Origin of the sequence: Micromonospora sp. NPDC003816 (genome assembly GCF_042874705.1) — a bacterium.
Taxonomy (GTDB): Bacteria; Actinomycetota; Actinomycetes; order Mycobacteriales; family Micromonosporaceae; genus Micromonospora.
Window position 1 is genome coordinate 1 of record NZ_JBIANP010000023.1, and the last position, 24187, is coordinate 24187.

The following is a 24187-nucleotide window of genomic DNA, read 5'->3' on the forward strand; positions in this document are numbered from 1 at the left end:
ACACCCCCCGGATCATGCGTACGACAGGGGCAGGAAGTCATACCGGGCCGGGCGACCGAGGGTCCCCGGCTGGGGACGATCAAAAAGGTAACGGGCTCGGCACGGGTCCCGGCGCCAGCGGTCCGCCGGCAGCGGTCCGCCGGCAGCGGTCCGCCGGCAGCGGTCCGCCGGCAGCGGTCCGGCGGCAGCCGTCAGGCGGTCCGGCGGCAGGCAGCGCTAATCCGGGCAGGCTGCGTTAATCGGGGACCCCTGCTATGCACGAGGCGTTAATAAGGTGCCCTTCCTTGCATGCCGGTTAGAGGGAGGCGCGGGCGGAGAAGGCGATGCTGGCGAGCAGGAAGCCGCCGTTCACCACGGTGAAGGCGACCACGACCCAGAAGACGAGCGCCGGAGCGAAGGCCAGCACCAGGGCGGCTACGAAGATCACTGCGCCGTAGTCGCGGACCAGCTTCACCAGGCGGACCGGCAGGCTGGTGGAGGTGACCATGCTGGCGGCGTTCGGGCCGGACTGCATCACCGAGGTCACCAGGTTGACCATCCAGGTGCCCGCGAAGGCCGCCACCAACCACACGGGCGTCGACGGCACCTGCGCCACGGCGGTCGCGGAGAGCGCGGCGACCAGGGCGATCTGGGCCGCCACGTCGCAGAGCACGTCGACCCGGGCCCCGGCCGCGCTGCCCTGACCGGTCACCCGGGCGAGCTGTCCGTCGGCGCAGTCCAGGGCGTACGCGATCTGCCAGCCGAGCAGCGCGAGCAACCCGACGACCCAGGCGGGTACGTCACCGGCGGCGACCGGACCGGCGAGCGCGACCACGGTGACCGAGGTGGCCAGACCGAGTACCAGGTTGGTGATGGTCAGCGCGGTGGGGCGGAGTCCGAGCCGCTGGGCGACCAGCGCGAAGACGGCGCCGATCCACTGGCTCACGGACTCGCTGAACAGACCGCCACCCCGGTTCACCCGGTGGAAGTCGGCGACCGTGGGGTGCGAAGGCTCAGCCAAGGTGCTCACGGAGGGCGTCAACGTAGTCTCCCAGCCGGGTCCGGATGTCGTCAGCGGACAACGCGAGGTGTTCGAGGATGGTGTAGCGGTCCGGTCGGGTACGCGGCGCGAAGGCGACCGCCTCGACGAACTGCTCGTCGGTGAGGCCCAGCTCGTCGGGCCGGACGGCCAGGCCGTGCCGGTGCAGGCAGGTGCTGAGCTGACCGAAGCGTTCCAGGTCGCCCCGGAGGAAGGTGCAGAACAACGCGCCCAGGCCGACCTGTTCGCCGTGCGAGCCGGTGCCCGGGTAGAGGTGGTCGATGGCGTGCGAGATCTCGTGGTCGCCACCGCTCGCCGGGCGGCTGGAGCCGCAGATCGACATGGAGATCCCGCCGAGGATGAGTGCCTCGGCCAGCGTGGTCAGGAAGGCGTCGTCGGTGATCTTGCCGGGATGGTTGACCAGGGCTTCGGCACCGGTCCGGGCGAGCGTCACGGCGAGCCCGTCGATCGGCTCGTCGCGTACCCGGTGGGCCAGTTCCCAGTCGGCGCAGGCGCTCAGGTTGCTCACCGCGTCGCCGATGCCGGCCTGGGTCTGCCGGTCCGGCCCGTTCTCCACGAAGTCGAGGTCGACCAGGACGGCGATCGGGATGTGCACGCCGTACGAGCCCTTGCCGCCCTCGTGGGTCAGCGACGCCACCGGGGAGGCGATGCCGTCGTTGGCGAGGCTCGTCGCCACGGTGACCATCGGGATGGCGTAACGGGTGGCGGCGTACTTGGCGGTGTCGATGGTCTTGCCGCCGCCGATGCCGACGACCGCGTCGTAGTGCCGGCGCCGGAGCTGGTCGCCAAGCTCCTGCGCGGAGTCGACGGTGCCGCCGGTCACCGTGAAGATGTCGGCCGAGCCGAGTGAGGGCCGGCACAGGTCGGCGATCTTCTCGCCCTGTCCGGGGCCGACCACCACCGCGACGTCGCCACCACCGGAGATCCGCCGGTCGGCCAGCAGCACGCCGAGGTTGGCCACCGCCCCTCGGCGGACCTCGATCGACAGCGGTGTGGTGACGGTGCGCGCTAGTAACGGCACGCGATCTCCCGCGCCCGGGCCAGGTCGTCGTGGTTGTCGACCTCCACCCAGGACACGTCACCGATCGGTGCGGCGCGTACCTCGCCACCCCGCTCGGCGAACTCCTGGTATCCGTCCTCGTAGTACAGGTTCGGGTCGCGTCGCCAGGTCGCCTCCAGCGCGTCGGCGAGCGCTCCGGCCACCTGCGGCTCGATCAGCGTCGCGCCGATGTACTCGCCGTACGCGTCGGCCGGGTCCATCAGCTTGGTGATCCGGGTGAGCTGGCCGGCGGCGTCGAAGGTGGTCTTCATCTCCTCCTCCGCCAGCGGCTTGAGGGTGTCGACCGCGAGCAGCACGCCGGGCCCACGCTCGGCCAGCAGCGTCTTCTCGATGCTCACCGGGTGCACGGTGTCGCCGTTGACCAGCAGTACGCCCCGGGCGAACCAGTCGCGGGCCAGCCAGAGCGAGTACGCGTTGTTCCACTCCTCGGCCTTGTCGTTGTCCACGAGGGTGAGCGTCACTCCGTGGCGGCGTTCCAGGTCGGCCTGGCGTTCGCGGACGGTGTCCGCCGCGTAGCCGACCACCACGACGACGTCGGTCAGCCCCACCTCGGCGAGGTTGCGCAGCGCGATGTCGAGGATGGTGATCTCGCCGTCCACCGGGACCAGCGCCTTGGGCAGCGTGTCCGTGTACGGGCGCAGGCGGCGCCCGGCCCCGGCCGCCAGCACCATCCCGACCATGCCGACATCAGTCCCTGTTCTCACGGCGTTCACCGAAGGAGGATAGCGCCGCACGTTGACCGGCTGTCGGGGGTCAGCCGGGCAGGGCCGCCAGGTCGGCGAGGAAGGTCAGTCGCTCCTCGGCGGTCAGCGCCGTGTACGGGCCGGCTGCCCGCCGGTCGGTCTCCAGCTCGATGGCCTGCCACTGCGCCCCGTCGGTCAGGTCGGCGATGCTCGACGGGGTGTGTCCGGCGGCCGTCCAGGCGTCGGTGTGCGCGTCGGCCCGGTGGTACCGCAGCGTGCCGAGCCGGTTGAGCAGCAACACGCCCGACGGGGTGCCGTCCGGCTCGTACGGTGGGGCGACCGCGTCGAATGCGCCGGGGCTGGGCACCGGCTCGTCGCCTCGGGGCGCCAGGGCAGCCGTCAGCAGCCGCCCGGCGGTCTCGGTCAGCCGCTGCACCCGGTCGTCGTGGCCGGCCCAGAGTTCCTCGGTCACCTCGGCGTGCACCTGGTACAGCTCGGCCAGGAACGCCGTGCCGCGTTCGGTGGCGGTGAGTCCGCCGTCCGGTCGCCGGTGGATCATCCCGTACGCGACGTGCCGGTCCAGCGCCCGTTGACAGGCGATCGGGTCCCGGTACCGGATGATCGCGGCGAATCCGGCACCGTCGACCGTGCCACCGGCAGCCAGGCGGGTCCGCATCTCCACCAGGAAGCTGGTGGCGGGCATGCCGCCGTACCGCTGGCTCAGTTCCGCTCCGCCGCCGTCCTGACCGGCCTGCATCGCCGCGCGGACGACCCGGTCGAGGACGGGGGCGACCAGCGCCACGTACCGGTGCGCGGCGAGCCCGACGCTGTCGCTCACGAACCGGTCGGACCCAGGAGTTCGAAGGCCTGTTCGGCGATCCGCCGGATCAGTCCGTCGTTGACGTCGCGGTCCTCGTCGAGCAGGTCGAGGTCGGCCGGGCCGAGCCAGCGGTACTCGGTGTGCTTGCCGACCTCCAGGACCGGTGCCGTCAGGTCGCCGTCGACCCGGACGAGCCAGTCGCTCTCGATCCGGGCCAGGCCGTCGTCGCCCACGTACCGGTACTCGCCGACCTGCGCGATGATCTCCGAGACCCGCCAGCCGGTCTCCTCGGTGACCTCCCGGCGCAGTGCCTGTTCGACGGTCTCGCCGGGTTCGAGGTGCCCGCCGACGATGTCCCAGCTGTTCGGGAACAGGCGGCGGTGCGGCGAGCGGCGTTGGAAGAAGATGCGCCCGGCGGGGTCGACGATCAGCGCTCCGGTGCAGCGCAGCGGCTCGGTGGACACCTGAAGAACAGTAGCCGCCGGTGCCGAGCTGCGGCGATGTCCGCTCGGGCGGACTTGTCCGCTGGTGTGGACCGGCCGGACCGGGGGTATGGATTCGGTGCGGGCGCGGGCCGAGACGCGCACGCGAGGAGGTCGACATGCGCGGCGCGGACCAGTTGGTCGAGCAGCAGTACGCCATGCTCCTGCGACGGGACGTGGCCAGACTCCCCGACCTGTACGCCCCGGACGGGTACTACGCGATGCCCGGCGTGACGGTCCGGCCGGTGGAGTTGCCCGCCCTGCTGCGTACCTGGACGGGTGCCTTCCCGGACCTGCGGCTCGACGTGCTGGGTTCGGTGCGTACGGCCGGCGGGGCGGCGGTCGAGCAGCGGCTGACCGGCACTCACACCGGTGTGCTGCACACCCCGTTCGGCACGGTGGCCCCCACCGGACGCACCGTCTCCTGGGAGGTGGTGGACATGGTCCGGGTACGCCGGGGCCGCATCGCCGCCTGGCGGTCCTACTTCGACTGGGGACAGTTGATCGCGCTGCTCGGCCTGCACGTGGCCGGACTGTCCCGCCAGCAGGCCCCGGACCGGTCGCTCGCCGACGAGCCCGCCTTCACCGCCGCGCCCCAGGCGGTCGCGGCCTGATCCGTCGTCCGGCCTGACCTGCTACTCGGTCGGTCTGCGCGGGCCGGACGCCCGGTCCGCACCGGTTCACCCGACTCGGTGGCTCAGGATGCGGACATCGCCGTGCCGTACGCGTTCACCCGGCCGCCGCCCGTACGCTGAACAGCCATGACCGCCGAGCAGCTGATCTCCTTTGCCCGTGGCGCCCCCTCTCTGGACATCGTCGATGTCGAAGGGCTCAAGGCCGCCGCCGTCCGTGCGTTCGACGCCGATCCCGCCGGGGTGACCGCGTACGGCACCTCCGTCGGCTACCTGCCGCTGCGCCAGTGGGTCGCGGAGAAGCACGGGGTAACGGCCGAGCAGGTGCTGATCACCAACGGTTCGTTGCAGGCGGACGCCTTCCTCTTCGACCACCTGGTCCGCTCGGGTGACGCGGTGGTGGTGGAGCGGCCGACCTACGACCGGACTCTGCTCAACCTGCAGCAGATGGGTGCCGAGGTGCACGGCGTCACCATCCAGCCGGACGGCCTGGACACCGCCGAGCTGCGCAAGCTGCTGGAGTCCGGGGTGCGGCCGCGCCTGGCGCACGTGATCCCGAACTACCAGAACCCGGCCGGCGTGACGCTCTCCGAGGGCAAGCGGCGTGAGCTGCTCGACCTGGCGGCCGAGTACGGCTTCACCATCTTCGAGGACGACCCGTACGCGGACGTCCGGTTCCGGGGCGAGCCGCTGCCGTCGATGCTGTCGATGGACACCCGGGACGTGGTGGTGCACGCCTCCAGCTTCACCAAGACGGTCTGCCCCGGCGTCCGGGTCGGTTACCTGGTCGGTCCGGCCGACCTGATCGCCGACATCGCGAAGAAGGCCACCAACCTCTACATCTCGCCGGGCATGGTGGCGCAGGCGATCGTGCATCAGTTCTGCGTCTCCGGCGACATCGCCCGGTCCATCGAGACGGTCCGGGCGGCGCTCGGCGAGCGGGCCGGGGCGTTGGCCGAGTCGCTGCGGCGGCACATCCCCGAGGCCCGTTTCGTGGAGCCGGACGGCGGCTACTTCCTCTGGGTCGAGCTGCCCGAGGACGTCCTCGTCGACAAGCTCGCCCCGGCGGCGGCCGAGCGCGGCGTCGCGGTGGTCAAGGGCAGCGACTTCGTGGTGGACGGTGGCCGGCACGCACTCCGCCTGGCGTACTCGGCGGTGACCGCCGACCGCATCGACGAGGGCGTCCGGCGGCTGGCCGAGGCGATGGAGGCCGTTCGGGGGTGAAAATCTGTCGGGTTTCCGACAGAATGGCGATACCGGCGTGCCCGGGACTCCCGCTGTGGCGACTGGCGGCCCACAATGCTGCGAGCGTCCTACACCACATGTAGTGCAGGTCACGCCGGTTCCGGCCGGCGTGACGCCGACGTCGCGGTGCGGCCCGGCCGCCCTCGGTGTGGTGTGACGCGGCCAGCACAACCCCCCGCCCCAACGGCGCCGGGCGGGCCGGATCGCCCCCTCACCCCCCCCCGATGCGATCCGGTCCGTCCGGCGCCACCCCTCCGCCGCCGTGCCACCGCCATGATCGGTACGGCGGCGTACCCTGCAAGCCGCAGCCGAGCGCGGACGGGGGGCGTGATGACGGAGCGGATGCAGCGGGAGGGCACTGCCCCCACCGGTCGCGACCAGACCGACCCCCAGCCGGTTCCACCGCCGCTAGCCCGGTCGCCGCGAGCCCGCGCCTGGTCGCCGGTACGCGCGGTGACCCGCCGGCTCAACCCGGACGGGTCCCAGCGGGTGGAGGCCCCGGCGGGTCCCCGGCGGAGTGCGGTGGTCGACTGCGCGCTCTATCTCGACGGGCGACGCCAGGGCGGTGACTGCGGCTACGCCGAGGCGTTCGCCGAGGCGCGGCGAGCCGAGAACGGCTTCGTCTGGCTCGGCCTGCACGAGCCGGAGCTGGCCGAGATGAGCGAGATCGCCGCCACCTACGGGCTGCACGAGCTGGCCGTGGAGGACGCGGTCAAGGCGCACCAGCGGCCCAAGCTGGAGCGCTTCGGCGAGGTCAGCTTCCTGGTGCTGCGCACCGCGCGCTACTGCGAGCACACCGAGCTGACCGAGAAGACCGACGTGGTGGAGACCGGGCAGGTGATGCTCTTCATCGGCCCGCACTTCCTGATCAGCGTCCGCCACGGGGACGCCTGCCGTCTGGCGCCGGTCCGCGAGGAGTTGGAGGCCCGACGGGAGCTGCTGCTGCACGGTCCCTGGGCGGTCGCGTACGCGATCACCGACCGGGTCGTCGACCTGTATCTGGAGGTCGCCGACCAGCTTGAGGACGACATGGACGTGCTGGAGACGGAGGTCTTCGACCGGCAGGCCAGCGGCCGGATCCAGCGGATCTATCAGATGAAGCGGGAGCTGGTGGAGTTCAAGCGGGCGGTGATGCCGTTGCAGCGGCCGTTGCTCGCGCTCACCGCCCAGATGAACCGCGAGGTGCCCAAGGAGGTCCGCCGCTACTTCCGCGACGTGCAGGACCACCTCAGCCGCACCGTCGAGCAGGTCAACTCGTACGACGACCTGTTGAACTCGATCCTGCAGGCCCGACTGGCCCAGGTGACCGTCGACCAGAACAACGACATGCGCAAGATCGCCGCCTGGGCCGCCATCGCGGCGGTGTGGACGGCGATCGCCGGGATATACGGCATGAACTTCGAGTTCATGCCCGAGTTGAAGATCGTGTACGGCTATCCGGTGGTCCTGGCGTTGATGCTCACCATCTCGCTGACGCTCTACCGGTGGTTCCGCCGTAACGACTGGCTCTGAACCCGCAGCCCGCCCGCCCCGCCGAGGTGGCGGGGCGGAGGCGGGACCGCGAAATCAGGCGCGCCCGTTGGACTTGCTGGGCGCCTTGCTCAGGGCGGTGGTCAGGTCGTCGGCGGGACGACCGCTGGTGGTCCGTGCACCCTCGGCGACCGACGGCACCTTGTCCGTCGGCGTCACCGGGGACGGCTTCGGCGGCGCGGTGGTCGACGCGCTGTCACCGGAGACCACTGCCGAGCTGCCGGCTCCGGTCGACGCCTTCGCGACGCCCGACGGGGCGGCCGTACGCACCTCGATGGTCTCCACCTCCTCGTGCATCGGCTCCAGCGCGGTGGTCGCGTCGTACTCGGTCCACTCCTGCTGTTCGCGGTGACGTCGCAGGGCGATCGCACCGGCCAGCCCGGCCACGACGCCGGCGGCGAGCATCCCGGCCAGCATGGTCCCGCTGCGGCGGGACTTCTTCCGCTTCATCTTCTTCATGTTCTTCGCCTTGACCTTCCTGGCGGCCGCGGCCTGCTTGGCGACGACCTTCTTGCCCGACGCGGCCCGACCGGCGGCCTCGGCCTGTGCGTGGCGCACGGCCAGCGCCAGCGGTGCCATCGCGGCGGCCGTGGTGGCGAGGCCACTCGCGGCACGGTCCCGGACCAGCATCGCGGTCGGTGCCACCGCGTCACGCGCCGTCTGGACGCGCGGGCCGACAGTGGACCCGGCTCCCTTCGCCGCGTGCGTGGCGGCGAGCCTCAGGTGACCGATCCCCTGGTTGAGCTCGGCCCGGGCCAACTGCCCCTCAGTCCTGCGGCGCCCGATTCCAAACACGGTCCCACCTCCTGGGAGTTGCTTCGTCTCATCCTCCACCTTCGGATGCCTCCGCATGTCCAGATCGGGCACATGGGAGGATCCGCAAGGAACTGACCAACGAGTAAGGAGTACCCGTGGCCGAGGCTGTCTACGCCACCTTGCACACCAACGCCGGCCCGATCAGGCTGGAACTCTTCCCGAACCACGCGCCGAAGACGGTGCGTAACTTCGTCGACCTGGCCGAGGGCACGCGTGAGTACACCGACCCGCGGACCGGCAAGCCGGGCAACAGCCCGTACTACGACGGCACCATCTCGCACCGCGTGATCAGCGGCTTCATGGTCCAGATGGGCGACCCGACCGGAACCGGTCGCGGTGGCCCGGGTTACACCTTCGCCGACGAGTTCCACCCGGAGCTGCGGTTCGACCGGCCGTACCTGCTGGCGATGGCGAACGCCGGGCCCGGCACCAACGGTTCGCAGTTCTTCATCACGGTCGCGCCGACCCCGCACCTGAACAACCGGCACACCATCTTCGGTGCGGTGGCCGACGAGCAGTCCGCGAAGGTGATCGACTCGATCGCCAACACGCCGACCGGTCCGAGCGACCGGCCGCTGCAGGACGTGGTCATCGAGCGCGTCGAGATCGAGCGGCAGCCGGCCTGACACCGGCCGCCACAGGTGGTGCCCGCCGCCCGGGCCTGGGCGCGGCGGGCACCGACCGGCCGGACGGTCGCCTGACCCGTCCGATCGGTGGGCCGAGGTACCTTTGCTCGCATGACTGAGCGCTCGGGCACCTGGGGCACCCGGTGAGCGAATCCCCGCCGACCACCCCGGTCTGTTACCGCCATCCGGGCCGGGAGACGTACGTCCGGTGCACCCGGTGCGACCGGTCGATCTGCCCGGACTGCATGAACGAGGCGTCGGTCGGGTTCCAGTGCCCGGAGTGCGTGGCGCAGGGACGTCGGAGCGTACGCCCGGCGCGCACCGCCTTCGGTGGTGGCGAGACCGGTCGGCTCGGGTACGTGACCAAGACGCTGATCGGCATCAACCTCGTGGTGATGCTGATCTCCATCGCCTCGGACCGGGGCGGGGACGCGGCGGCCGGCGGCACCGGTTTCGGCGGTCTGCTCGGCGGGAGCACCCCGTTGACCGAGTGGGGTGCGGTGCTCGGTCGGGCGATGTTCCTCGACGGCAGCATCGGCGGCGTCGCCGAGGGCCAGTGGTATCGCCTGGTCACCGCGATGTTCCTGCACTACGGCGTGGTGCACCTGCTGCTCAACATGTGGGCGCTCTGGGTCCTCGGTCGCTCGCTGGAGGCGGTGCTCGGGCCACTGCGCTTCATCGCGCTCTACTTCATCGCCGGTTTCGGCGGCAACGTCGCCGTGTACGTGTTCAGCGCGCCCAACCAGATGTCGGCCGGTGCCTCGACGGCCATCTTCGGCCTCTTCGCGGCGACCTTCGTGATCATGCGGCGGCTGGGTCGGGACACCTCGGCCATCGTGCCGATCCTGGTGATCAACCTGATCTTCACGTTCACCGTGCCGCAGATCTCGATCGCCGGTCACCTGGGCGGTCTGGTCTTCGGCGCGCTGATGGCGCTGGTGCTGGCGTACGCACCCCGGTCCCACCGGACGCTGGTGCAGGCGACCGGTGGCGCGTTCTTGCTGGTGGTGCTGCTGGTGCTGGCCCTGTTCCGCACCTTCACCCTGCTCGGCTGAGGGGTCAGGCGGTCGTCGGGCGGGCGGCCCGCAGAGCGTCGGCCACCTCGTCGGGGTCGGCGTCGAGGTCCTGCCGGGTGAACAGGTGCAGCGACTCGCCGGCATCGATCTCCAACACCGGCCCGCTCCCCCCGCGCCCGGCTCGGCGGTTCACCTCGATGGTCTCGATCGTCGACCAGGGCAGGTGCCGTCGCGCGGTCCACCACCCCGTCGGCACGGTGACGCCGTCCGGTGCGACGGCGAGACGGACCGGTGCGACCAGGTCCCGTACGCCCCAGGCGGCGAGGGCCGCGCCGGCCAGCACGCCGAGTGCCGGCCGGAGCAGGTCACCGTCGGCGAGCAGCAGTCCCAGGGCCAGTACGCCGACCGCGCCGGCCAGCTTGAGGATCGGCAGGGCGGGGCGTACCCGCCACTGGCGGGCGACCGTCTCGAACGTCACCCGACCAGCATGCCAGCGCGGCGGGTGACCGGCATGCCGGTGCCCACGGGCGACGACGTCGCCGGGGCGGCGGCGTAGGATCGGGAGCAGCCCAAGTTACCGGGGAGTAGACATGAGTGACGCGGTTATCGTCGGCGCGGTGCGTACCCCGGTCGGGCGGCGCAAGGGCAGCCTGGCCACGATCCACCCGGTGGACCTGTCGGCACACGTGCTGCGCGCCCTCGCCGAACGCACCGGCATCGACCCGACGCTCGTCGACGACGTGGTCTGGGGCTGCGTCTCCCAGGTCGGCGAGCAGTCGTGGAACGTCGCGCGCAACGCCGTGCTCGCGGCCGGCTGGCCCGAGTCGGTGCCCGGCACCACGGTGGACCGGCAGTGCGGCTCCAGCCAGCAGGCCCTGCACTTCGCCGCCGCCACCGTGCTCTCCGGGCAGGCCGACCTGGTGGTGGCCGGCGGTGTCGAGTCGATGACCCGGGTCCCGATGGGGTCCAGCGCGGCGGGCGGACTGCCGTTCAGCGGCCAGATCCTGGCCCGCTACCAAGGCGTCGAAGGGGTCGCGGAGGACTCGGCGCTGCCGTTCAACCAGGGCGTCGGTGCGGAGCTGATCGCCCGCCGCTGGCGGTTGTCCCGGACCCAGCTCGACGAGTTCGCGTTGGCCAGCCACGAGAAGGCCGCCGCCGCCCAGGACGCCGGGGCGTTCGAGGCCGAGCTGGCCCCGGTGCCGCTGGCCGACGGCGGTAAGTTCACCGCTGACGAGGGCATCCGCCGGAACACCTCGCTGGAGAAGCTCGGCGAACTGGCCACCCCGTTCCACCCGGAGGGCGTGGTCACCGCCGGCTCGGCCTCGCAGATCTCCGACGGCGCGGCGGCGCTCGCCGTCACCACCAGCGAGTGGGCCAGCCGGCACGGCCTGCGTCCGCTGGCCCGGGTGCACACCGCCGTGGTCGCCGCCGACGACCCGGTCACCATGCTCACCGCGCCGATCCCGGCCACCGCGAAGGCGCTGCGCCGCGCGGGGCTGGGCATCGAGGAGATCGGGGTGTACGAGGTGAACGAGGCGTTCGCCCCGGTGCCGCTGGCCTGGTTGGCGGAGACCGAGGCGGACCCGGAGCGGCTCAACCCGCGGGGTGGTGCCATCGCGTTGGGGCATCCGCTCGGCGGGTCCGGTGCCCGGATCATGACGACGATGCTCGCCCACATGCGCGACAACGGGGTGCGTTACGGCCTCCAGACCATGTGCGAGGGCGGCGGGATGGCCAACGCCACCATCGTCGAGCTGCTCTGACCCGCACGCCGTAAACCCGTCGCGGGCCGACTCCGGCGGAGGTTAGCGTGCCCTCGTGACCGCCGCGACCGCATCGCACACCGACTGGGACGACCGCACGTGGCGCGCCGCCGCGTGGGAATGGGTGGCCGAGGCGCTCGCCGGCACCGGGCAGCGGATCACCGGCCCGGTCGAGCCGCGCGTCCGGCCGTGGGCGTTGATCTGGCGGGTGCCGACCGACGCCGGTGACGTGTGGTTCAAGGCGAACGCGGCGGGGACCGGCTTCGAGACGGCACTGTCCGCCGCGCTGGCCCGGCTGGCGCCCGGACGGGTGCTCGACCCGATCGCGGTGGACACCCGGCGGCGCTGGGCGCTGTGGCCGCACGGCGGCGCGACGCTACGTGAGGCGCTGGCCGGCGCGCCGGACCCGGCCCGGTGGGAACGGATCCTGCCCGAGTACGCCGAGCTGCAACGGGCCACCGCCGCGCACGTCGACGAACTGCTCGCCCTCGGCGTACCCGATCATCGGCCGGCGGCGTTGCCGGCGCATCTCACGGAGTTGCTCGACGACGACGCGGCTCTGCTGCTGGACACCCCGGACGGGCTCACCACCGAGGCGCGTGACCGGTTGCGGTCCCTGCTGCCGGAGTACGCGCAGCGGTGCCGGTTGCTGGCCGACGGCCTGATCGGGCCCACTGTCCAGCACGACGACCTGCACGACGGGAACGTCTTCGCGACCGGCGACGGCCACCGGTTCTTCGACTGGGGTGACGCGTCGGTGGCGCACCCGTTCGGCACGCTGCTGGTGACGCTGCGATCGGTCGCGTACGTCAGCGGTCTCGACGCCGGGGACCCGGCGCTGGATCGGCTGCGCGACGCGTACCTGGAGCCGTGGACGGATCGCGGTGACCGGTCGACCCTGCTCCGGCTCGCCGAGGTCGCGGCCGGGGTGACGATGGTCAGCCGGGCGCTGTCCTGGCGTCGGGCGCTGGACACCACCGACCCGAGGCGCGCCGAGTTCGCCGCCAGCGTGCCCGGCTGGCTGGACGAACTGCTGGTCACCGAGTTCGCCTGAGCCGGTCACGGGACGCCCGCCGAGGGGCTCGGCGGGGCTGCAAGACGTAACGTGGAATTTGCAAAAAGCATGTCCGTGAGCCACGTCACCCAGCGAACATCGTCGTTGGGCACGTCATGGACGTCTTCTCCCGAACGTTCCTCCCGGCCGCCTCCGAGGCCGGCCTGGCGGTGCAGACCGCCACGCGCCACATGCCGGTGTTCCGTCGCTGTGTGGGTTCCGGCGACGCCACCATCCTGGTCACCCGGTGCAGCCGACCCGATCGGCCGATGTCCGGGGACTACCTTCTCCTACTCACCCACCGGCGGCTGGTGGTGACCCGGCAGACGCCGGTGCTGCACCGCCTGCGGCTGCACCTCAACGCCGAACTGCGCGAGCTGAGCCACGTCACCTGGAGCCCCGACCCACGGCTGCACTCGGTGGAGCTGGCCGCCACCGCGATCGACGGGATCCGTGAGCGGTTCCTGGTCCGCACCCAGTTCCCGAAGCAGGTGTGGCAGCTCGACGCGCTACTCAACCACGCCTTCCGCACCCGGGTGCGCAGTGCGCTGCCCCGGGTCGTGGCCACCGTCGCCGAGACGCCCACCGCCGTCCGGCCGGCCACGCTGCATCCCGCCGTCGCCCGCTGACGCCCGACGGTCCGCTGCTGCGGTGCCGGCCACCGTTCGACGCCGCCCCGGTACCGGCGTGTCGGTCACGAGCGGGGAGCGGCCGTCCGTCGACGGCCGCTCCCTCGTCACCGGTGCGGGATCAGTAGACCCGCGATCCGATGAAGTCGTCGCGGCCGTACCCGACGGGGTTGGCGAACGACCGCGACTCGAACGACCACTGCTGCCGTGAACTGCTCGAACAGGTGGCCAGCCGCAGTCGGGGCGTACCCAGCAGCGGATTGTCGAAGGCCAGGCAGAGGTTGGTGTTGCCGGCGGCCCGGAGTTGGTTGCCGGCGAGCACGAACCGCTGGTTGACGCCGCCGTGGCAGTCGTGGACGTTCACCGTCGTGCCCGAGCTCAGGGTGCCACCCGAGACGTCCAGGCAGCGGTCGTGGGACAGCTCGGAGTGCAGCGACTGCCGGGCCTGGTCGTACCAGAAGCCCTGGTTGCGTCCGCCGTGGCAGCGGTACGACTGCTGTGCGGTGCCGTTGCGGGAGTCGTAGCCCTTGCCGTCGACGCAGGTGCCGGTGGCCGCGTTGCGGAGCTGCCGGAACTCCATCAGCCCGGACTGGAGCACGCCGTTGCCGGTGCTGGCCGGGTCGACGCAGGTGCCCCGTTCCTGGCCGGCGGCATAGAACTGCGTGATGCACTGGGCGAACATGCCGTGGCCCCGGTAGTTGGGGTGGAAGGACTGGCGGGCCGCGTTCTCGTCCCAGACGCCGAGTTCGATGTAGAGACCCCGGACGGAGGTGCTGTCGGTGCACACCTCGTGCCCGTGGAAGAGGCGGCTCGCGTCGAGATAGCGGGTGCCGGTGTTGGCGGCGGCGGCCCGGAGCGCCGACTCGAACATCGGTACCGCCTTGTTCCGGGCGAACGCGGCGTCGGCCAGATAGAGCAGGCAGCCGCCCGCGTACCAGCCCGGGAAGTTCGGGTTGTCCTCGACGTCGGGGCTGGCCGGGCTGGAGTACGACATCAGCACCAGCTCGTAGTCGGAACGCAGGTAGCCGGCCCCGGTCATGGTCCGGCGGATGTCGGTCAACGCCTCTTCGACGGCGCGCCGGCTGCCGTCGGTGCGGACGGTCCACTGGTCGGTGTACGTCGGCCAGCAGGGGCCCTGGAACAGCACCCGGCGCAGCGCGCAGTCGGTGGCGACCGGGCCGAACTGGATCGTGCCGTCGCCGTTGGCCCCGGCCACCACCCAGATCAGCTTGATGTTCGTGTTGCGGGCCTTGATCGCCAGATGGTCACCCTGGTTCAGCTCGTTGTGCTGGGTCGGGCCGCCGGCCACCAGGTTCCACGGAGTGGCACCCGAGCAGGCGATGTTGTACCGCTCGTCGGCGGTGATGCCGGTCCGGAACACCGCCTGGTCGTAGGAGCGGTCACACCAGTTGCCCGGCTGGTGGGTGCCGGGCACGTAGTTGCCCACCCCTTCGCCGGAGATCTGGCTGTCGCCCATGGTGAGCAGGGCGGTACGCCGTTGGTCGAGTGGGCGGACGGCGGCGGAGCCGTAGAGCGCGGTGGCCTCGGCGGCGCGGATGGTCTCCAGGTGGGCGGGGAGCGGCTGGACGGTGGGACGGTCGGCCGCCGCGGCGGGGGTCGCGGTGGCGAGCATCGGCAGGACGAGAGCGGTGGCGAGGACGGCGGCCTGGACGAGCCGCCGTCGATGCGTCCGGTCACGCCTGGCAGGGGTACCAGACATCGACGCACTCCTTCCGAGTCGATCGCGGGACGTCGATCGAGTTACCGGACGGTAGCGCCTGCCGCGTACCTATGTGAATGCCTCTCGGAATACTTGCGCGCAGCGTCGAACCGGGCCAATGGGGCAGGTCGTGGCCGGTCGGGCAGTGTCGCCCGAGGTCGGCGGCGTGCCGCTCAGCGGTCCGTCGGCACCGCGTAACCCACGTACTCCCGGAACTCGAAGCGCCAGCCGGGCGGCACGAGATCGGCGCAGAGCCGGCGGCTGCCGGTGCAGACGATCGCGTCCATCGCCGCCGGGTCGGCCGCCGGGCGGTCATCCAGCACCGACTGGAGCGCGAGCAACTCCGGTGCTCCGCCGTCGGCGTCCCGCAACAGCAGCCACCAGGGGTACTCCCAGTCGTCGTTGCGCTGGGACAGCCCGATCCGACGGGCGTCGGCGGCGCGCACCGCATCGGCCGCCCAGCGGTACTCCTCGGCCCAGTGCGTACGTCGCAGGAAGCGGCTCTCCCAGTCGGAGGTGGTGAAGACCGACCCCTCGCCGACCAGCCGGCGCGGGAAGCCGTACGACACCGCGAGCACACCGGCCAGCGCGCAGGTGGCCAGCACCGTCACCGCGAGCGTCGCGGCGATCGGCCGCCGGGCGCTCCGCCCGTCACCGGCACTCCGCCCGTCACCGGCGTTGCGGTGTGCCCGCCGCAGCACGGCGTCGAGCCAGAGCCCGGCCAGCGGCACCGAGGCGGCCAGGGCGTAGAGGATCAGCCGGTTGCCCCAGGGCTGCCACTTGATCGTCGCGGTGTGCAGCACCACCGCGACCACCACCACCAGTGCGTACGCGCGCAGCGCCCCGGCCGTCTCCGGGCTGATCCGCGCCGGACGGCGCAGTGCCGCCACGGCACCGATCAGCACCAGCGCGCCGGCCAGCGGGAAGGCCACCCGGTCCTCGTCCGGATACCAGGACGGCACCGGGAAGACCTCCCGCCCGAACGTGATAGCCCGGTCCTGCGGGTCCACCCCGATCAGGTCGGCCACGCCGATGATCACCGCAGCGGAGGCGTCCCGGAGCGGGGTCAGCGGGGTGTCCAGCGCGGTGTGTCCGATACGGAGCGCGTTCACCACCACCGACAGCGGGTCGTGCCGTTCCATCGGCACCGACTCGCGCAGCCGCTCCGGCCCGAGCGGATGGCCGAACTCGGCGTACACCCGGCCCAGGAAGGGGCCGACCACGGTGACGGCGACCAGCAGGATCAGCGCCGAGGCGCCGACCGTCCGGGCGGTCGGGGCGGCCGGGAGCCGACGCTCCACGCCCGGCCGGTCACGGTACGCCAGGCGGAGCTGGCCCAGTCCCCAGAGCACCAGCAGCGGGCCGACCGCGAGCAGGCCACTGGTCTTGGTCACGGCGGTCAGTCCGGTGGCCGCCCCGAGCGCGAGCAACTCACCGAAGCCGGCGCGGTGACGCAGCCCGTCCAGTGCGAGCGTGGCCGCGCACACCACCCATGCGGCGCAGACCAGGTCGGTCTGGGTGCTGGTCGCCTGGAGCGTCACCATCGGCGTGGTGGCCAGCACGAAGACGGTGAGCAACTGCGCCCGCCGGGCGCCGCCGAGTTGCGCGGTCACCCGGGCGACCGCGATCAGGCAGAGCACCCCGGCGACCCACTGCACCAGGTGGTGAAGCGCGTCGCCACCGGTGAAGAGGCGCAGGTGCAGCAGCAGGTACTCGGCACCCGGCGGGATGGTGACCTGCCGGTGGATCGCGGTCGCCCAGAGCGACAGGTCGCCCTGCGCCACCCAACGCTCCACCTTGGGCAGGTGGTAGGTCTGCGAGTCGAAGTTGTTCGGTGCGGCCAGCAGGGCGATCAGCAGCTCGACCAGGACCAGCCCGGCGACCGTACCGGCCAGCAACCGCTCGCCGCGACTCGCCGTACGCCAGAAATCGGTGACCGACGCCCGCCAGCCCACCTCCGTCGCCGGGTCCTCCGGGCCGGACACGGTCGCCGGGTCGACGGTGGCGATCGTGCCGATCGCGGTCGGGGTCGGGGTCTCCGACGCTCCGGCGAGGACACTCGCCGAGGACGACGCGGCCGGACGCCCACCGACCGACCCGCTCCCGCCCTCGGAGACACGCCGATCCGCCACCCGGCCGGTCGTGGTGGCCGCCCGCCGTCGCGCGGCGGCGACCCCGGCACCCGCGAGGAAGAGGAGCCACGCCGCCCCGAACGCGGGCGCGGCCAGCATCCCCAGTGCACCCAGCACCTCGACGGTCAGCACCGCGAAGGCGCCGACGGCGAGACTCGCTCGGATCACCGCAAGCCGTCGTGGCGCGGTGTGGCGTACGGACCGTGGCCGCAGCGCCACCGACAGCAGGACGACGGCGGCGACGGGGGCGAGGACGAACGGGAAGCCGGCGGCCGACATGGCCGGAAGTAAACACCATCGGACTGAGTGCCCGTTGGTCGATCTCCTGAGGCGGTCGCCACCACAGGACCGACCTGCCGGGGCTACGCTATGGCCGACATACTGCCGCCCTCGTGGAGATTCCCGTGAAGCTGTCGATCCTCATGCCGGTCTACAACGAGGAGGAACGCATCGCGGACGCCCTCAAGCAGGCGTTGGCGGTCGAGTACCCGTGTGAGATCGAACTCGTGGTGGTCGATGACGGCAGCCGCGACGGCACCGGGGAGATCCTGGGCCGGGCCGACGACGCGCGTCTGCGCGTGATCACGCACCAGCGCAACGCGGGCAAGGGCGCGGCCATCCGGACGGCGGTCGCCAGCGCCGAGGGTGAGTACATGGTCATCCTCGACGCGGACCTGGAGTACGACCCGCAGGACATCCCCAAGCTGCTCGCCCCGGTGCTCGACGGCCGGGCGACCGTGGTCTACGGAAATCGGACCTTCGGCAGCCACAGCGCCTACAGCTTCTGGTACGTGATGGGCAACAAGGGCGTCACCATGGCGGCCAACGTGATGTTCAACTCCTACATCGGCGACCTGGAGACCTGCTTCAAGCTGATGCCGGTGGCGCTCTACCGCTCGCTGGACGTGCGTTCCCGGGGCTTCGGCATGGAGGCCGAGGTGACCGGCAAACTGCTGCGCCGCCGGATCCGGCCGTACGAGGTGCCGATCAGTTACCGGGCCCGGGGCCGCGAGGAGGGCAAGAAGATCACCTGGCGGGACGGTGTCGAGGCGATCTGGATCCTCGGCCGTGAGCGGACCCGCCGTCGCCCCGGGAGCGGCTCCGCCGCCTGACGCGGCAGCCGGGGCGAGGACGGGCGGCTTTCCCGCCGGGCGCGGGCGACGGCGGTCCTCAGACCAGAGCCGGGGACAGGAACCCGGTCAACGCGCGGTGCAGGCCCGCCGCGTCCAGTCCGTGCCAACGGGTGTGGTCGTCGGCCGAGCCGTAGCGGCGCAGCTCGTCGCGTCCCACACCGAGTGCGAGGAGCCGGTGCGGCCGGTCCGCCAGTGCCGCCGTGACCACCCGGGTCGAGGTGCCCGCCAGGTAGGGCTCGACCAGGATCACCTCGGTCCCGGCGAGCGCCCGCAGGCCGGTGGTGTCGAACGGGCGCGGCCGGTGGGTGTACGCCACTGTGACCGGCAGGTCCGCTGCGGCTGCCAGCGCCGCATCCAGCACCGGCCCGACCGCGACCAGCAGCGGTGCACCCGGTCCGGCGTCGCGGACCACCACCAGCTCGCCGTCACCGGCGTACGGTCGCGCGTTCCGCGACGTCGACAACCGCAGGTACGCCGACGCGTCCCCGGCGACCGTGGCGCGCAGCAGACCGGGCACCTCCGCCGGGTGCCCCGGCACGTGCACCGTCCAGCCGGAGAGGGTGTCGAAGAGCGCGACGTCGGCCGGGCTCAGGTGGGTGCGCCCGGCCGCCGCCCGGTCGTACGACGCGCCCACGCTGACCAGCACCGCGTGTGCCGCCTGGTGGTCGAGGTCGAGCTTGATCTGCTCGTACGCCCGCTCCACCAGGAACGGCGCGTAGCTGTGCACGATCGGCCGTAACCCGGTCAGCGCCAGCCCACCGGCCACCCCGAGCATCAACTGCTCCCGGATGCCGACGTTGAGCACCCGGTCGGGGTGCCGTCGGGCGGCGGGGGAGAACGCGTCGGCGGAGATGTCGGCGAGCACCAGCGCGGTACGCGGATCCTCGGCGAGGAGTTGCGTGGTGGTCTCGATGAAGCTGTCCCGCATGGCTACTCCCCGCTCTCGACGACCGCGACGACGACGTGCGGCCGGGGTCCGTGGTGCCCGGTCAGGGCGGTGTGCAGCGTGTCGTGGTCCCGTCCGTCGACCGTGGCGGCGGTCCACCCGTTCACCGTGAAACGGGTGGCCACGCCACCGGGCCAGCCGTGTGTGGCGGAGGAGTTGTCGACCACGATCGCGGTCAGGTTCGGCAGACCGGTCGCGCCCGCGTACGCGATCGCCTCGTGGTTCGATCCCTCGTCCAGCTCGGCGTCACCGAGCAGCACGTACACCCGGGTGTCGAGCAGTCCCTGGGCGCGCAGCCCGAGCGCGGTCCCGACGGCCAGGCCGAGACCGTGCCCGAGCGAACCGGAGCCGATCTCGACTCCGGGGACCAGCGTCCGGTCCGGGTGGTCGCCGAGCCGGCTGTCCGGCCCGCCCTGGTCGTCCAGCCAGTCGAGCGGCACGAACCCCTTGGCGGCGAGCACCGCGTAGTAGCCGGCGACCGCGTGTCCCTTGGAGAGCAGGAAACGATCACGAGCCGGGTCGTCGACAGTGTCCGGGGTGATCCGGAGGACCCGGTCGTAGAGCACCCAGAGCACGTCGACGGTCGAGTGGACGTTGGCACCGAACACGCGGCCGGCGCGGATCCGTTCCAGCAGCGGAGCGACCGGCGACCGGCCGTCGAGCGGCGCGGCGGCCTCGGCGACCCGGGCGGTGGTGGCGAGAGTAGTCATGCGGATACTCTGCAAGTTGAAGTCAGGTTCAATTCAAGGCGGTGTGATGCAGGAAGCCCTCACCATCGGTCAGCTCGCCGATCGCAGCGGCGTGGCACAGTCGGCTCTGCGCTACTACGAGCGGATGGGGCTGATCCGCGCCGACCGCACCGGCGGCAACCAGCGTCGCTACCACCGGGGCGAACTGCGCCGGGTGGCGTTCATCCGGATCTCGCAGCAGGTCGGCATCTCGCTGGACGAGATCCGGGCCGCACTCGACTCGCTGCCCGCCTCCCGGACGCCGACCGCCGAGGACTGGACCCAGCTCTCCGCCGCGTGGCGCGACCGGCTGGACGAGAAGATCAGGCTGCTCGCCAAGCTCCGCGACGATCTCGACGGTTGCGTCGGCTGTGGGTGCCTCTCGCTCCAACGCTGCGCGCTCAACAACCTCGACGACCGGCTCGGCGCCGAGGGCCCCGGCCCCCGACTGACGCTGCCGGGGCGGGAGTCCCTCTAACCGACGGTGAGCAGCACCTTGCCGACGTGCTCGTTCGACTCGACCAGCCGGTGCGCCTGGGCCACCTCCGTGATCGGCAGCCGCCGGTCCACGACCGGGCGGACCCGGTCCGCCTCGACCAGCGGCCAGACCTCGTCGCGTACCCCCTGCACGATGGCGGCCTTCTGGTCCAGCGGGCGGGCCCGCAGCGCGGTGGCCGCCACCGTGCCCCGCTTGGCCAGCAGCGCGCCGAGGTCCAGCTCGGCCTTGCGGCCACCCTGCATGCCGATCACCACCAGCCGCCCGTCCGGCGCCAGCGCGGCCACGTTCCGGCCGAGGTAGGACGCGCCCATGATGTCGAGTACGACGTCCGCGCCCCGTCCGTCGGTGACCCGCCGGACCTCCTCGACGAAATCCTGCTCCCGGTAGTCGACCAGGTGGACCGCGCCCAGCTCACGCAGCCGGGGATGCTTCGCCGCCCGCGCGGTCGCCACCACCGTGGCCCCGAGCGCGGTGCCGAGCTGGATCGCGAACGTGCCGATGCCGCTGCCGCCACCGTGCACCAGCAGCGTCTCGCCCGCCGACAGCCGGGCCACCTGCACCACGTTCGACCAGACCGTGCACGCCACCTCGGGCAGCGCGGCAGCGTCGACCAGGTCGACCCCCGCCGGCACCGGCAGCAGCTGCCCCGCCGGCACGGCCACCCGCTCCGCGTACCCGCCGCCGGCCAGTAACGCACAGACCTCGTCACCGACCCGCCATCCGCTGACGTCCGCGCCGGTGGCGCTCACCACACCCGAACATTCCAGTCCCGGGTACGCGGGCGCACCCGGCGGCGGCGGATAGTGCCCCTGCCGTTGCAGCAGATCGGCCCGGTTCACCGCCGTGGCCCGTACGTCGACGATCACCTCGTCCGGTCCCGGCTCCGGGTCGGGCACCTCGTCCCAGCTCAGCACCTCCGGCCCACCGGGCTCGGCAATCACGATCGCGCGCATAGCCCAGTCTTACCCGATCGACGTGCTGTTCCACGCCCTGGCCGCCCCCTGGCCGGCGAAATTCGGGGACGTGCTGTTCCACGCCCTGGCCGCCCCCTGGCCGGCGAAATTCAGGCCGGCGGAGCACAGTGGAGTCGCGTGACCGACCGCCGCGACGGCCACGCGGTCGGGGGTGGCTCGCCCCTTCGCCGATCTGCCGGACGTGGCAGACTGTGCACGGCCGCGCCGTGCGTGGCACCGGGAGGGTTCGCCTAGTGGCCGATGGCGCTGGTCTTGAAAACCGGTAAGGCAGCGATGTCTTCGTGGGTTCGAATCCCACACCCTCCGCCCACCTGGACAGCAAAAACGCCCCCTGACCAGCGCGAACGCTGGCCGGGGGGCGCTTCTGTGTATGGCGAGTGAGTCTCACTTCGTCCCGTTCGGGGCCGCCGCGTCTCACTCGTCGCGGCAAATGGGCGGCAAAGTTTCGTCGGCCGGCCCGGCGCTCTCGGGCTGGTCAGGAGTGGCTAGCGCCGCCTCGATCCGCTTCCGCGCCGCCTCGTCCTGACCATCGATGCACGAGGCGTAGACCTTGGGCAGGACGTGCACGCTATGCCCTGCCCACTCGGCAACCTGGGTAGCCGGCACGCCAGCGTTCAGCCAGAGCGACACGGCAGCGTGCCGCAGATGGTACGGCACCCGGGCCAGAACGGAGCGTTGTTGAGCGGGGGCTAGCGCCTTTTCTCGTGCCTGTCGCCAGGCTCTTAGGTAGGTGCTTTTCGTGACAGGGCCGGGGCGTGAGCCTGGTGCGTTGAACATCCGCCCGCCCGGGTTGCCGTGGTGCTGTCGGTGGTGCCGCAATATGCGGACCAGTTCCGGGCAGGCTGGCACATCGCGCGTTGTCTTCTTCGCCCGGTGTTTTAGCTCTCGATCCTCGCGCATTTCCCCGCTGTCGGTCCATTCCTCGCCGACGTGTTGCGTTGAGCCGCTGAGGTGAAGCCAACCCCAGCCGTCTTCGGGAAGGTCGCACTCGTCGTCGCGCAGGTGCATCACCTCGGACGGTCGGAGCGCTGCGAAGTACATGCACGCGAAGAATCCCTCTAGGGCCGGATCTCGGCCGGCCACTGCGGCCAGCAGCGAACGCGCTTGCTGTGGATTCGCGACGACCTTCCGGTCAACCTTCTCTTCGTTCTTCGGTGCACGCCACTGGACGAAGTCCATCGGGTGCGCGTCGAGGTATCGCAGTTCCACCGCGTATTTGAGCGCGCCATAAAGGACGGCTCGCTTACGGGCAACCGTGTTCGCGGCGGCGGGTCCGCCATCGAGTCGGGTTGCCAGAGTATCGAGCGCCTTCCGAATCGTGGCCGCGTTCGCTAGCTCGGTAAGGGGCAGCGTATTGACCTTTAGCCACTTGATGACCGGTGCCAGGTCGGCCGGCGCATCGGCGTCCCGCTGCGATTTGTTGAAGATCCACGTATACAGCGCTTTCCGGATCTCGGTATCGGTCGGCGCTCCCCGCGTGCTGCTCAAGAATGCCGGCGTGACGGTCGTAAGTGCGTCGGCGATGCTCTTTCGTTGGGTCGCGGCGGCTCGGGACCATTTCATGTCGACGAACGCCACCGCGAGTTCGTACCACGTTCGGCTGTTCAGCTCTCGTGCCATCGGTTCGGGTAGGCCGGTTGGCTTGTCGAACGCGATTCCCTCGCGCTGCGCAATGACGAGGCGTGATCGGAAGCTCTCTGCCATCGCTCGTGTCTGGAACGTCTTGCCGAATTCGCGCCCGGCCACCTCCCACCGGACGCGGTAGCTCTTACGCTCCTTGCCTGTCTTGCGGTCGCGTCCCTGGTATTCGCGGGTAGCCCAGATGCGTACCTCGTAGGTGCTCATGCTGCCTCTTCGTGGTCGTTGAGCCAGTTGTCCAGGTCGCGGCGCCGGACGTACAGGCTGCCGTTCGGGTACTTGATCGTTCGGGGTGCGCGGCCGGTGGCCTTCCAGCGGAAGAAGGTCGACCGGGGTACGCGGAGTTCGTCGAGGACTTCGGCGAGGGTGAGCAGGTTGCCGGTCGGGGTGCGGCGCGCGGTCATGGGCGGGGCCTCCCTCGTGCGGAGTGCAGGTGGAGCGCTGGAACAAGCCGCTGCGTTGCGGCGGGCAGTGTCGCGGCTGTTTCAGCGGGGTGTCTTGCGGGCTGATTGGCGCGGTGAGCGCCTTCCGGTCGGCGTCGGTCGTCTGTGGAGGGTCGGGGTGGCAGTGCGGCAGAACGGCGTAGGGTGGCCCGCTGAGAGCGCCGTAGAGGCAAGATCCGGGTAGGGCCGGGGTAAGGCATAGGGCCGAACCGTCTGTGCGGCTCTTAGCGGGCCGCCTCCGGGTGTCGGTAGCCCTGGCGACGACCCCGTGCGGACCGGGAGGGGCCGGGAAGCGTTGACACGTTGACAATCGGCCGGTGCGGCCACGTTTCCCCAGGTGAGAGGCGCTGTCGGGGTGTCAACGCCCCCCGTTGACAGGCGTTGACACCCGTTGACACCTGAGGTTCCCCCCGGGATGTGGACACCGGGTTATGCCGCGATCTGGTGCAGCGTAGTCGGTGCGAGGGTCTGTTCGTAGTCGGCGGGGCTGAGATAGTTCAACGCGGAGTGGCGTCGGCGGTGGTTGTAGAAGGCGATCCACCGGAACACGTCGCGGCGGGCGTCGGTCTCGGTGGCCCA

Annotated in this window: 25 protein-coding genes and 1 tRNA gene; 11 read left to right on the forward strand and 15 right to left on the reverse strand. The window is 71.5% G+C overall.

Translation table 11 applies throughout. From position 1 onward, the window contains the following. Positions 1-295 precede the first annotated feature (295 nt). The 5 genes from ACFYTT_RS30765 to ACFYTT_RS30785 form a co-directional block, all read right to left on the reverse strand. Complete coding sequence (locus ACFYTT_RS30765) at positions 296-1009, reverse strand: CDP-alcohol phosphatidyltransferase family protein (protein ID WP_176095558.1); 714 nt, start codon at positions 1007-1009, stop codon at positions 296-298. After that, positions 993-2060: an iron-containing alcohol dehydrogenase family protein gene (locus ACFYTT_RS30770; protein ID WP_176095557.1), complete on the reverse strand. Its 1068-nt coding sequence runs from the start codon at positions 2058-2060 to the stop codon at positions 993-995. The genes ACFYTT_RS30765 and ACFYTT_RS30770 overlap by 17 nt, the downstream gene beginning before the upstream one ends. Further along, positions 2048-2779 carry a sugar phosphate nucleotidyltransferase gene (locus ACFYTT_RS30775; RefSeq protein WP_387264507.1) on the reverse strand — a complete coding sequence of 244 codons (732 nt, stop codon included), beginning with the start codon at positions 2777-2779 and terminating at the stop codon, positions 2048-2050. The genes ACFYTT_RS30770 and ACFYTT_RS30775 overlap by 13 nt, the downstream gene beginning before the upstream one ends. Positions 2780-2852: 73 nt before the next feature. Beyond that, positions 2853-3620, reverse strand: coding sequence for a hypothetical protein (locus ACFYTT_RS30780; protein ID WP_176095556.1), 768 nt, complete (start codon positions 3618-3620; stop codon positions 2853-2855). Next, the gene (locus ACFYTT_RS30785) at positions 3617-4066 is read right to left on the reverse strand and encodes an NUDIX domain-containing protein (protein WP_387264488.1); all 450 of its coding nucleotides are present in this window, start codon (positions 4064-4066) and stop codon (positions 3617-3619) included. Before ACFYTT_RS30785 ends, ACFYTT_RS30780 begins: the two co-directional genes overlap by 4 nt. A 137-nt stretch (positions 4067-4203) precedes the next feature. Between ACFYTT_RS30785 and ACFYTT_RS30790 the strand changes: the two genes are divergently transcribed. The 3 genes from ACFYTT_RS30790 to corA all read left to right on the forward strand — a co-directional run bounded on the left by ACFYTT_RS30790 (position 4204) and on the right by corA (position 7473). Beyond that, complete coding sequence (locus tag ACFYTT_RS30790; RefSeq protein ID WP_387264490.1) at positions 4204-4698, forward strand: ester cyclase; 495 nt, start codon at positions 4204-4206, stop codon at positions 4696-4698. A gap of 147 nt (positions 4699-4845) precedes the next feature. Continuing rightward, positions 4846-5940 carry a PLP-dependent aminotransferase family protein gene (locus ACFYTT_RS30795; RefSeq protein ID WP_387264492.1) on the forward strand — a complete coding sequence of 365 codons (1095 nt, stop codon included), beginning with the start codon at positions 4846-4848 and terminating at the stop codon, positions 5938-5940. Positions 5941-6414: 474 nt separating this feature from the next. Then, a complete protein-coding gene (corA, locus tag ACFYTT_RS30800; protein ID WP_387264509.1) occupies positions 6415-7473 on the forward strand; it encodes a magnesium/cobalt transporter CorA in 1059 nt (352 codons plus the stop codon). A 54-nt stretch (positions 7474-7527) separates the two neighbouring features. Here corA and ACFYTT_RS30805 read toward each other — a convergent pair whose 3' ends face one another. Next, the gene (locus ACFYTT_RS30805; RefSeq protein WP_131052349.1) at positions 7528-8343 is read right to left on the reverse strand and encodes a hypothetical protein; all 816 of its coding nucleotides are present in this window, start codon (positions 8341-8343) and stop codon (positions 7528-7530) included. Between the two features lie 59 nt (positions 8344-8402). On the opposite strand from ACFYTT_RS30805, the gene ACFYTT_RS30810 reads away from it, so the two are divergent. Further along, positions 8403-8933 (forward strand): peptidylprolyl isomerase, encoded by a 531-nt coding sequence (locus tag ACFYTT_RS30810; RefSeq protein ID WP_131052350.1) that lies wholly within the window; start codon positions 8403-8405, stop codon positions 8931-8933. A gap of 143 nt (positions 8934-9076) precedes the next feature. Continuing rightward, the gene (locus ACFYTT_RS30815) at positions 9077-9988 is read left to right on the forward strand and encodes a rhomboid family intramembrane serine protease (RefSeq protein WP_131052351.1); all 912 of its coding nucleotides are present in this window, start codon (positions 9077-9079) and stop codon (positions 9986-9988) included. 4 nt (positions 9989-9992) lie between these two features. Here the strand turns inward: ACFYTT_RS30815 and ACFYTT_RS30820 are convergent, their stop codons facing one another. Next, entirely contained in the window at positions 9993-10427 is a 435-nt protein-coding gene (locus ACFYTT_RS30820; protein WP_131052352.1) for a PH domain-containing protein, read from the reverse strand. Between the two features lie 112 nt (positions 10428-10539). On the opposite strand from ACFYTT_RS30820, the gene ACFYTT_RS30825 reads away from it, so the two are divergent. From ACFYTT_RS30825 to ACFYTT_RS30835, 3 genes are all read left to right on the forward strand, one after another. Continuing rightward, complete coding sequence (locus ACFYTT_RS30825; RefSeq protein WP_387264495.1) at positions 10540-11712, forward strand: thiolase family protein; 1173 nt, start codon at positions 10540-10542, stop codon at positions 11710-11712. Positions 11713-11767: 55 nt separating this feature from the next. Further along, positions 11768-12766, forward strand: coding sequence for a phosphotransferase (locus ACFYTT_RS30830; RefSeq protein ID WP_176095553.1), 999 nt, complete (start codon positions 11768-11770; stop codon positions 12764-12766). Positions 12767-12882: 116 nt separating this feature from the next. Beyond that, complete coding sequence (locus tag ACFYTT_RS30835) at positions 12883-13395, forward strand: hypothetical protein (RefSeq protein WP_357217598.1); 513 nt, start codon at positions 12883-12885, stop codon at positions 13393-13395. Between the two features lie 121 nt (positions 13396-13516). On the opposite strand, the gene ACFYTT_RS30840 is transcribed toward ACFYTT_RS30835, so the two are convergent. Continuing rightward, positions 13517-15115: a ricin-type beta-trefoil lectin domain protein gene (locus ACFYTT_RS30840; RefSeq protein WP_176095551.1), complete on the reverse strand. Its 1599-nt coding sequence runs from the start codon at positions 15113-15115 to the stop codon at positions 13517-13519. A gap of 173 nt (positions 15116-15288) precedes the next feature. Then, the gene (locus tag ACFYTT_RS30845) at positions 15289-17526 is read right to left on the reverse strand and encodes a hypothetical protein (RefSeq protein WP_387264498.1); all 2238 of its coding nucleotides are present in this window, start codon (positions 17524-17526) and stop codon (positions 15289-15291) included. 125 nt (positions 17527-17651) lie between these two features. On the opposite strand from ACFYTT_RS30845, the gene ACFYTT_RS30850 reads away from it, so the two are divergent. Beyond that, entirely contained in the window at positions 17652-18359 is a 708-nt protein-coding gene (locus ACFYTT_RS30850) for a glycosyltransferase family 2 protein (RefSeq protein ID WP_131052358.1), read from the forward strand. Positions 18360-18417: 58 nt separating this feature from the next. Here ACFYTT_RS30850 and ACFYTT_RS30855 read toward each other — a convergent pair whose 3' ends face one another. Beyond that, positions 18418-19308 (reverse strand): transketolase family protein, encoded by an 891-nt coding sequence (locus ACFYTT_RS30855; RefSeq protein ID WP_387264500.1) that lies wholly within the window; start codon positions 19306-19308, stop codon positions 18418-18420. Positions 19309-19310: 2 nt separating this feature from the next. Further along, complete coding sequence (locus ACFYTT_RS30860) at positions 19311-20036, reverse strand: transketolase (protein WP_387264502.1); 726 nt, start codon at positions 20034-20036, stop codon at positions 19311-19313. Between the two features lie 46 nt (positions 20037-20082). Here ACFYTT_RS30860 and soxR point away from each other — a divergent pair, with 46 nt between their 5' ends. Next, on the forward strand, positions 20083-20532 hold the full coding sequence (gene soxR, locus ACFYTT_RS30865; protein ID WP_176095547.1) for a redox-sensitive transcriptional activator SoxR: 450 nt from the start codon (positions 20083-20085) through the stop codon (positions 20530-20532). Here soxR and ACFYTT_RS30870 read toward each other — a convergent pair. Beyond that, the gene (locus ACFYTT_RS30870; protein ID WP_176095546.1) at positions 20529-21506 is read right to left on the reverse strand and encodes an NAD(P)H-quinone oxidoreductase; all 978 of its coding nucleotides are present in this window, start codon (positions 21504-21506) and stop codon (positions 20529-20531) included. The two genes, soxR and ACFYTT_RS30870, sit on opposite strands and share 4 nt — an antisense overlap. Positions 21507-21746: 240 nt before the next feature. On the opposite strand from ACFYTT_RS30870, the gene ACFYTT_RS30875 reads away from it, so the two are divergent. Continuing rightward, a tRNA-Ser gene (locus ACFYTT_RS30875) sits at positions 21747-21833 on the forward strand. 108 nt (positions 21834-21941) lie between these two features. Here ACFYTT_RS30875 and ACFYTT_RS30880 read toward each other — a convergent pair. The 3 genes from ACFYTT_RS30880 to ACFYTT_RS30890 all read right to left on the reverse strand — a co-directional run. Further along, the gene (locus tag ACFYTT_RS30880; RefSeq protein ID WP_387264505.1) at positions 21942-23372 is read right to left on the reverse strand and encodes a tyrosine-type recombinase/integrase; all 1431 of its coding nucleotides are present in this window, start codon (positions 23370-23372) and stop codon (positions 21942-21944) included. Continuing rightward, the gene (locus tag ACFYTT_RS30885) at positions 23369-23569 is read right to left on the reverse strand and encodes an AlpA family transcriptional regulator (RefSeq protein ID WP_203174352.1); all 201 of its coding nucleotides are present in this window, start codon (positions 23567-23569) and stop codon (positions 23369-23371) included. The genes ACFYTT_RS30880 and ACFYTT_RS30885 overlap by 4 nt, the downstream gene beginning before the upstream one ends. Before the next feature lie 468 nt (positions 23570-24037). Next, positions 24038-24187: integrase core domain-containing protein (locus ACFYTT_RS30890; protein WP_387264511.1), on the reverse strand; the 150-nt coding region annotated here is incomplete at its 5' end.

Coding starts and splice junctions, on each gene's coding strand:
- ACFYTT_RS30775 (WP_387264507.1), bottom strand. CDS start 2,779: ATGGTCGGGATGGTGCTGGCGGCCGGGGCCGGGCGCCGCCTGCGCCCG.
- ACFYTT_RS30790 (WP_387264490.1), top strand. CDS start 4,204: ATGCGCGGCGCGGACCAGTTGGTCGAGCAGCAGTACGCCATGCTCCTG.
- ACFYTT_RS30795 (WP_387264492.1), top strand. CDS start 4,846: ATGACCGCCGAGCAGCTGATCTCCTTTGCCCGTGGCGCCCCCTCTCTG.
- ACFYTT_RS30805 (WP_131052349.1), bottom strand. CDS start 8,343: ATGCGGAGGCATCCGAAGGTGGAGGATGAGACGAAGCAACTCCCAGGA.
- ACFYTT_RS30825 (WP_387264495.1), top strand. CDS start 10,540: ATGAGTGACGCGGTTATCGTCGGCGCGGTGCGTACCCCGGTCGGGCGG.
- ACFYTT_RS30835 (WP_357217598.1), top strand. CDS start 12,883: ATGGACGTCTTCTCCCGAACGTTCCTCCCGGCCGCCTCCGAGGCCGGC.
- ACFYTT_RS30840 (WP_176095551.1), bottom strand. CDS start 15,115: ATGTCTGGTACCCCTGCCAGGCGTGACCGGACGCATCGACGGCGGCTC.
- ACFYTT_RS30845 (WP_387264498.1), bottom strand. CDS start 17,526: ATGTCGGCCGCCGGCTTCCCGTTCGTCCTCGCCCCCGTCGCCGCCGTC.
- ACFYTT_RS30855 (WP_387264500.1), bottom strand. CDS start 19,308: ATGCGGGACAGCTTCATCGAGACCACCACGCAACTCCTCGCCGAGGAT.
- ACFYTT_RS30860 (WP_387264502.1), bottom strand. CDS start 20,036: ATGACTACTCTCGCCACCACCGCCCGGGTCGCCGAGGCCGCCGCGCCG.
- soxR (WP_176095547.1), top strand. CDS start 20,083: ATGCAGGAAGCCCTCACCATCGGTCAGCTCGCCGATCGCAGCGGCGTG.
- ACFYTT_RS30870 (WP_176095546.1), bottom strand. CDS start 21,506: ATGCGCGCGATCGTGATTGCCGAGCCCGGTGGGCCGGAGGTGCTGAGC.
- ACFYTT_RS30880 (WP_387264505.1), bottom strand. CDS start 23,372: ATGAGCACCTACGAGGTACGCATCTGGGCTACCCGCGAATACCAGGGA.
- ACFYTT_RS30885 (WP_203174352.1), bottom strand. CDS start 23,569: ATGACCGCGCGCCGCACCCCGACCGGCAACCTGCTCACCCTCGCCGAA.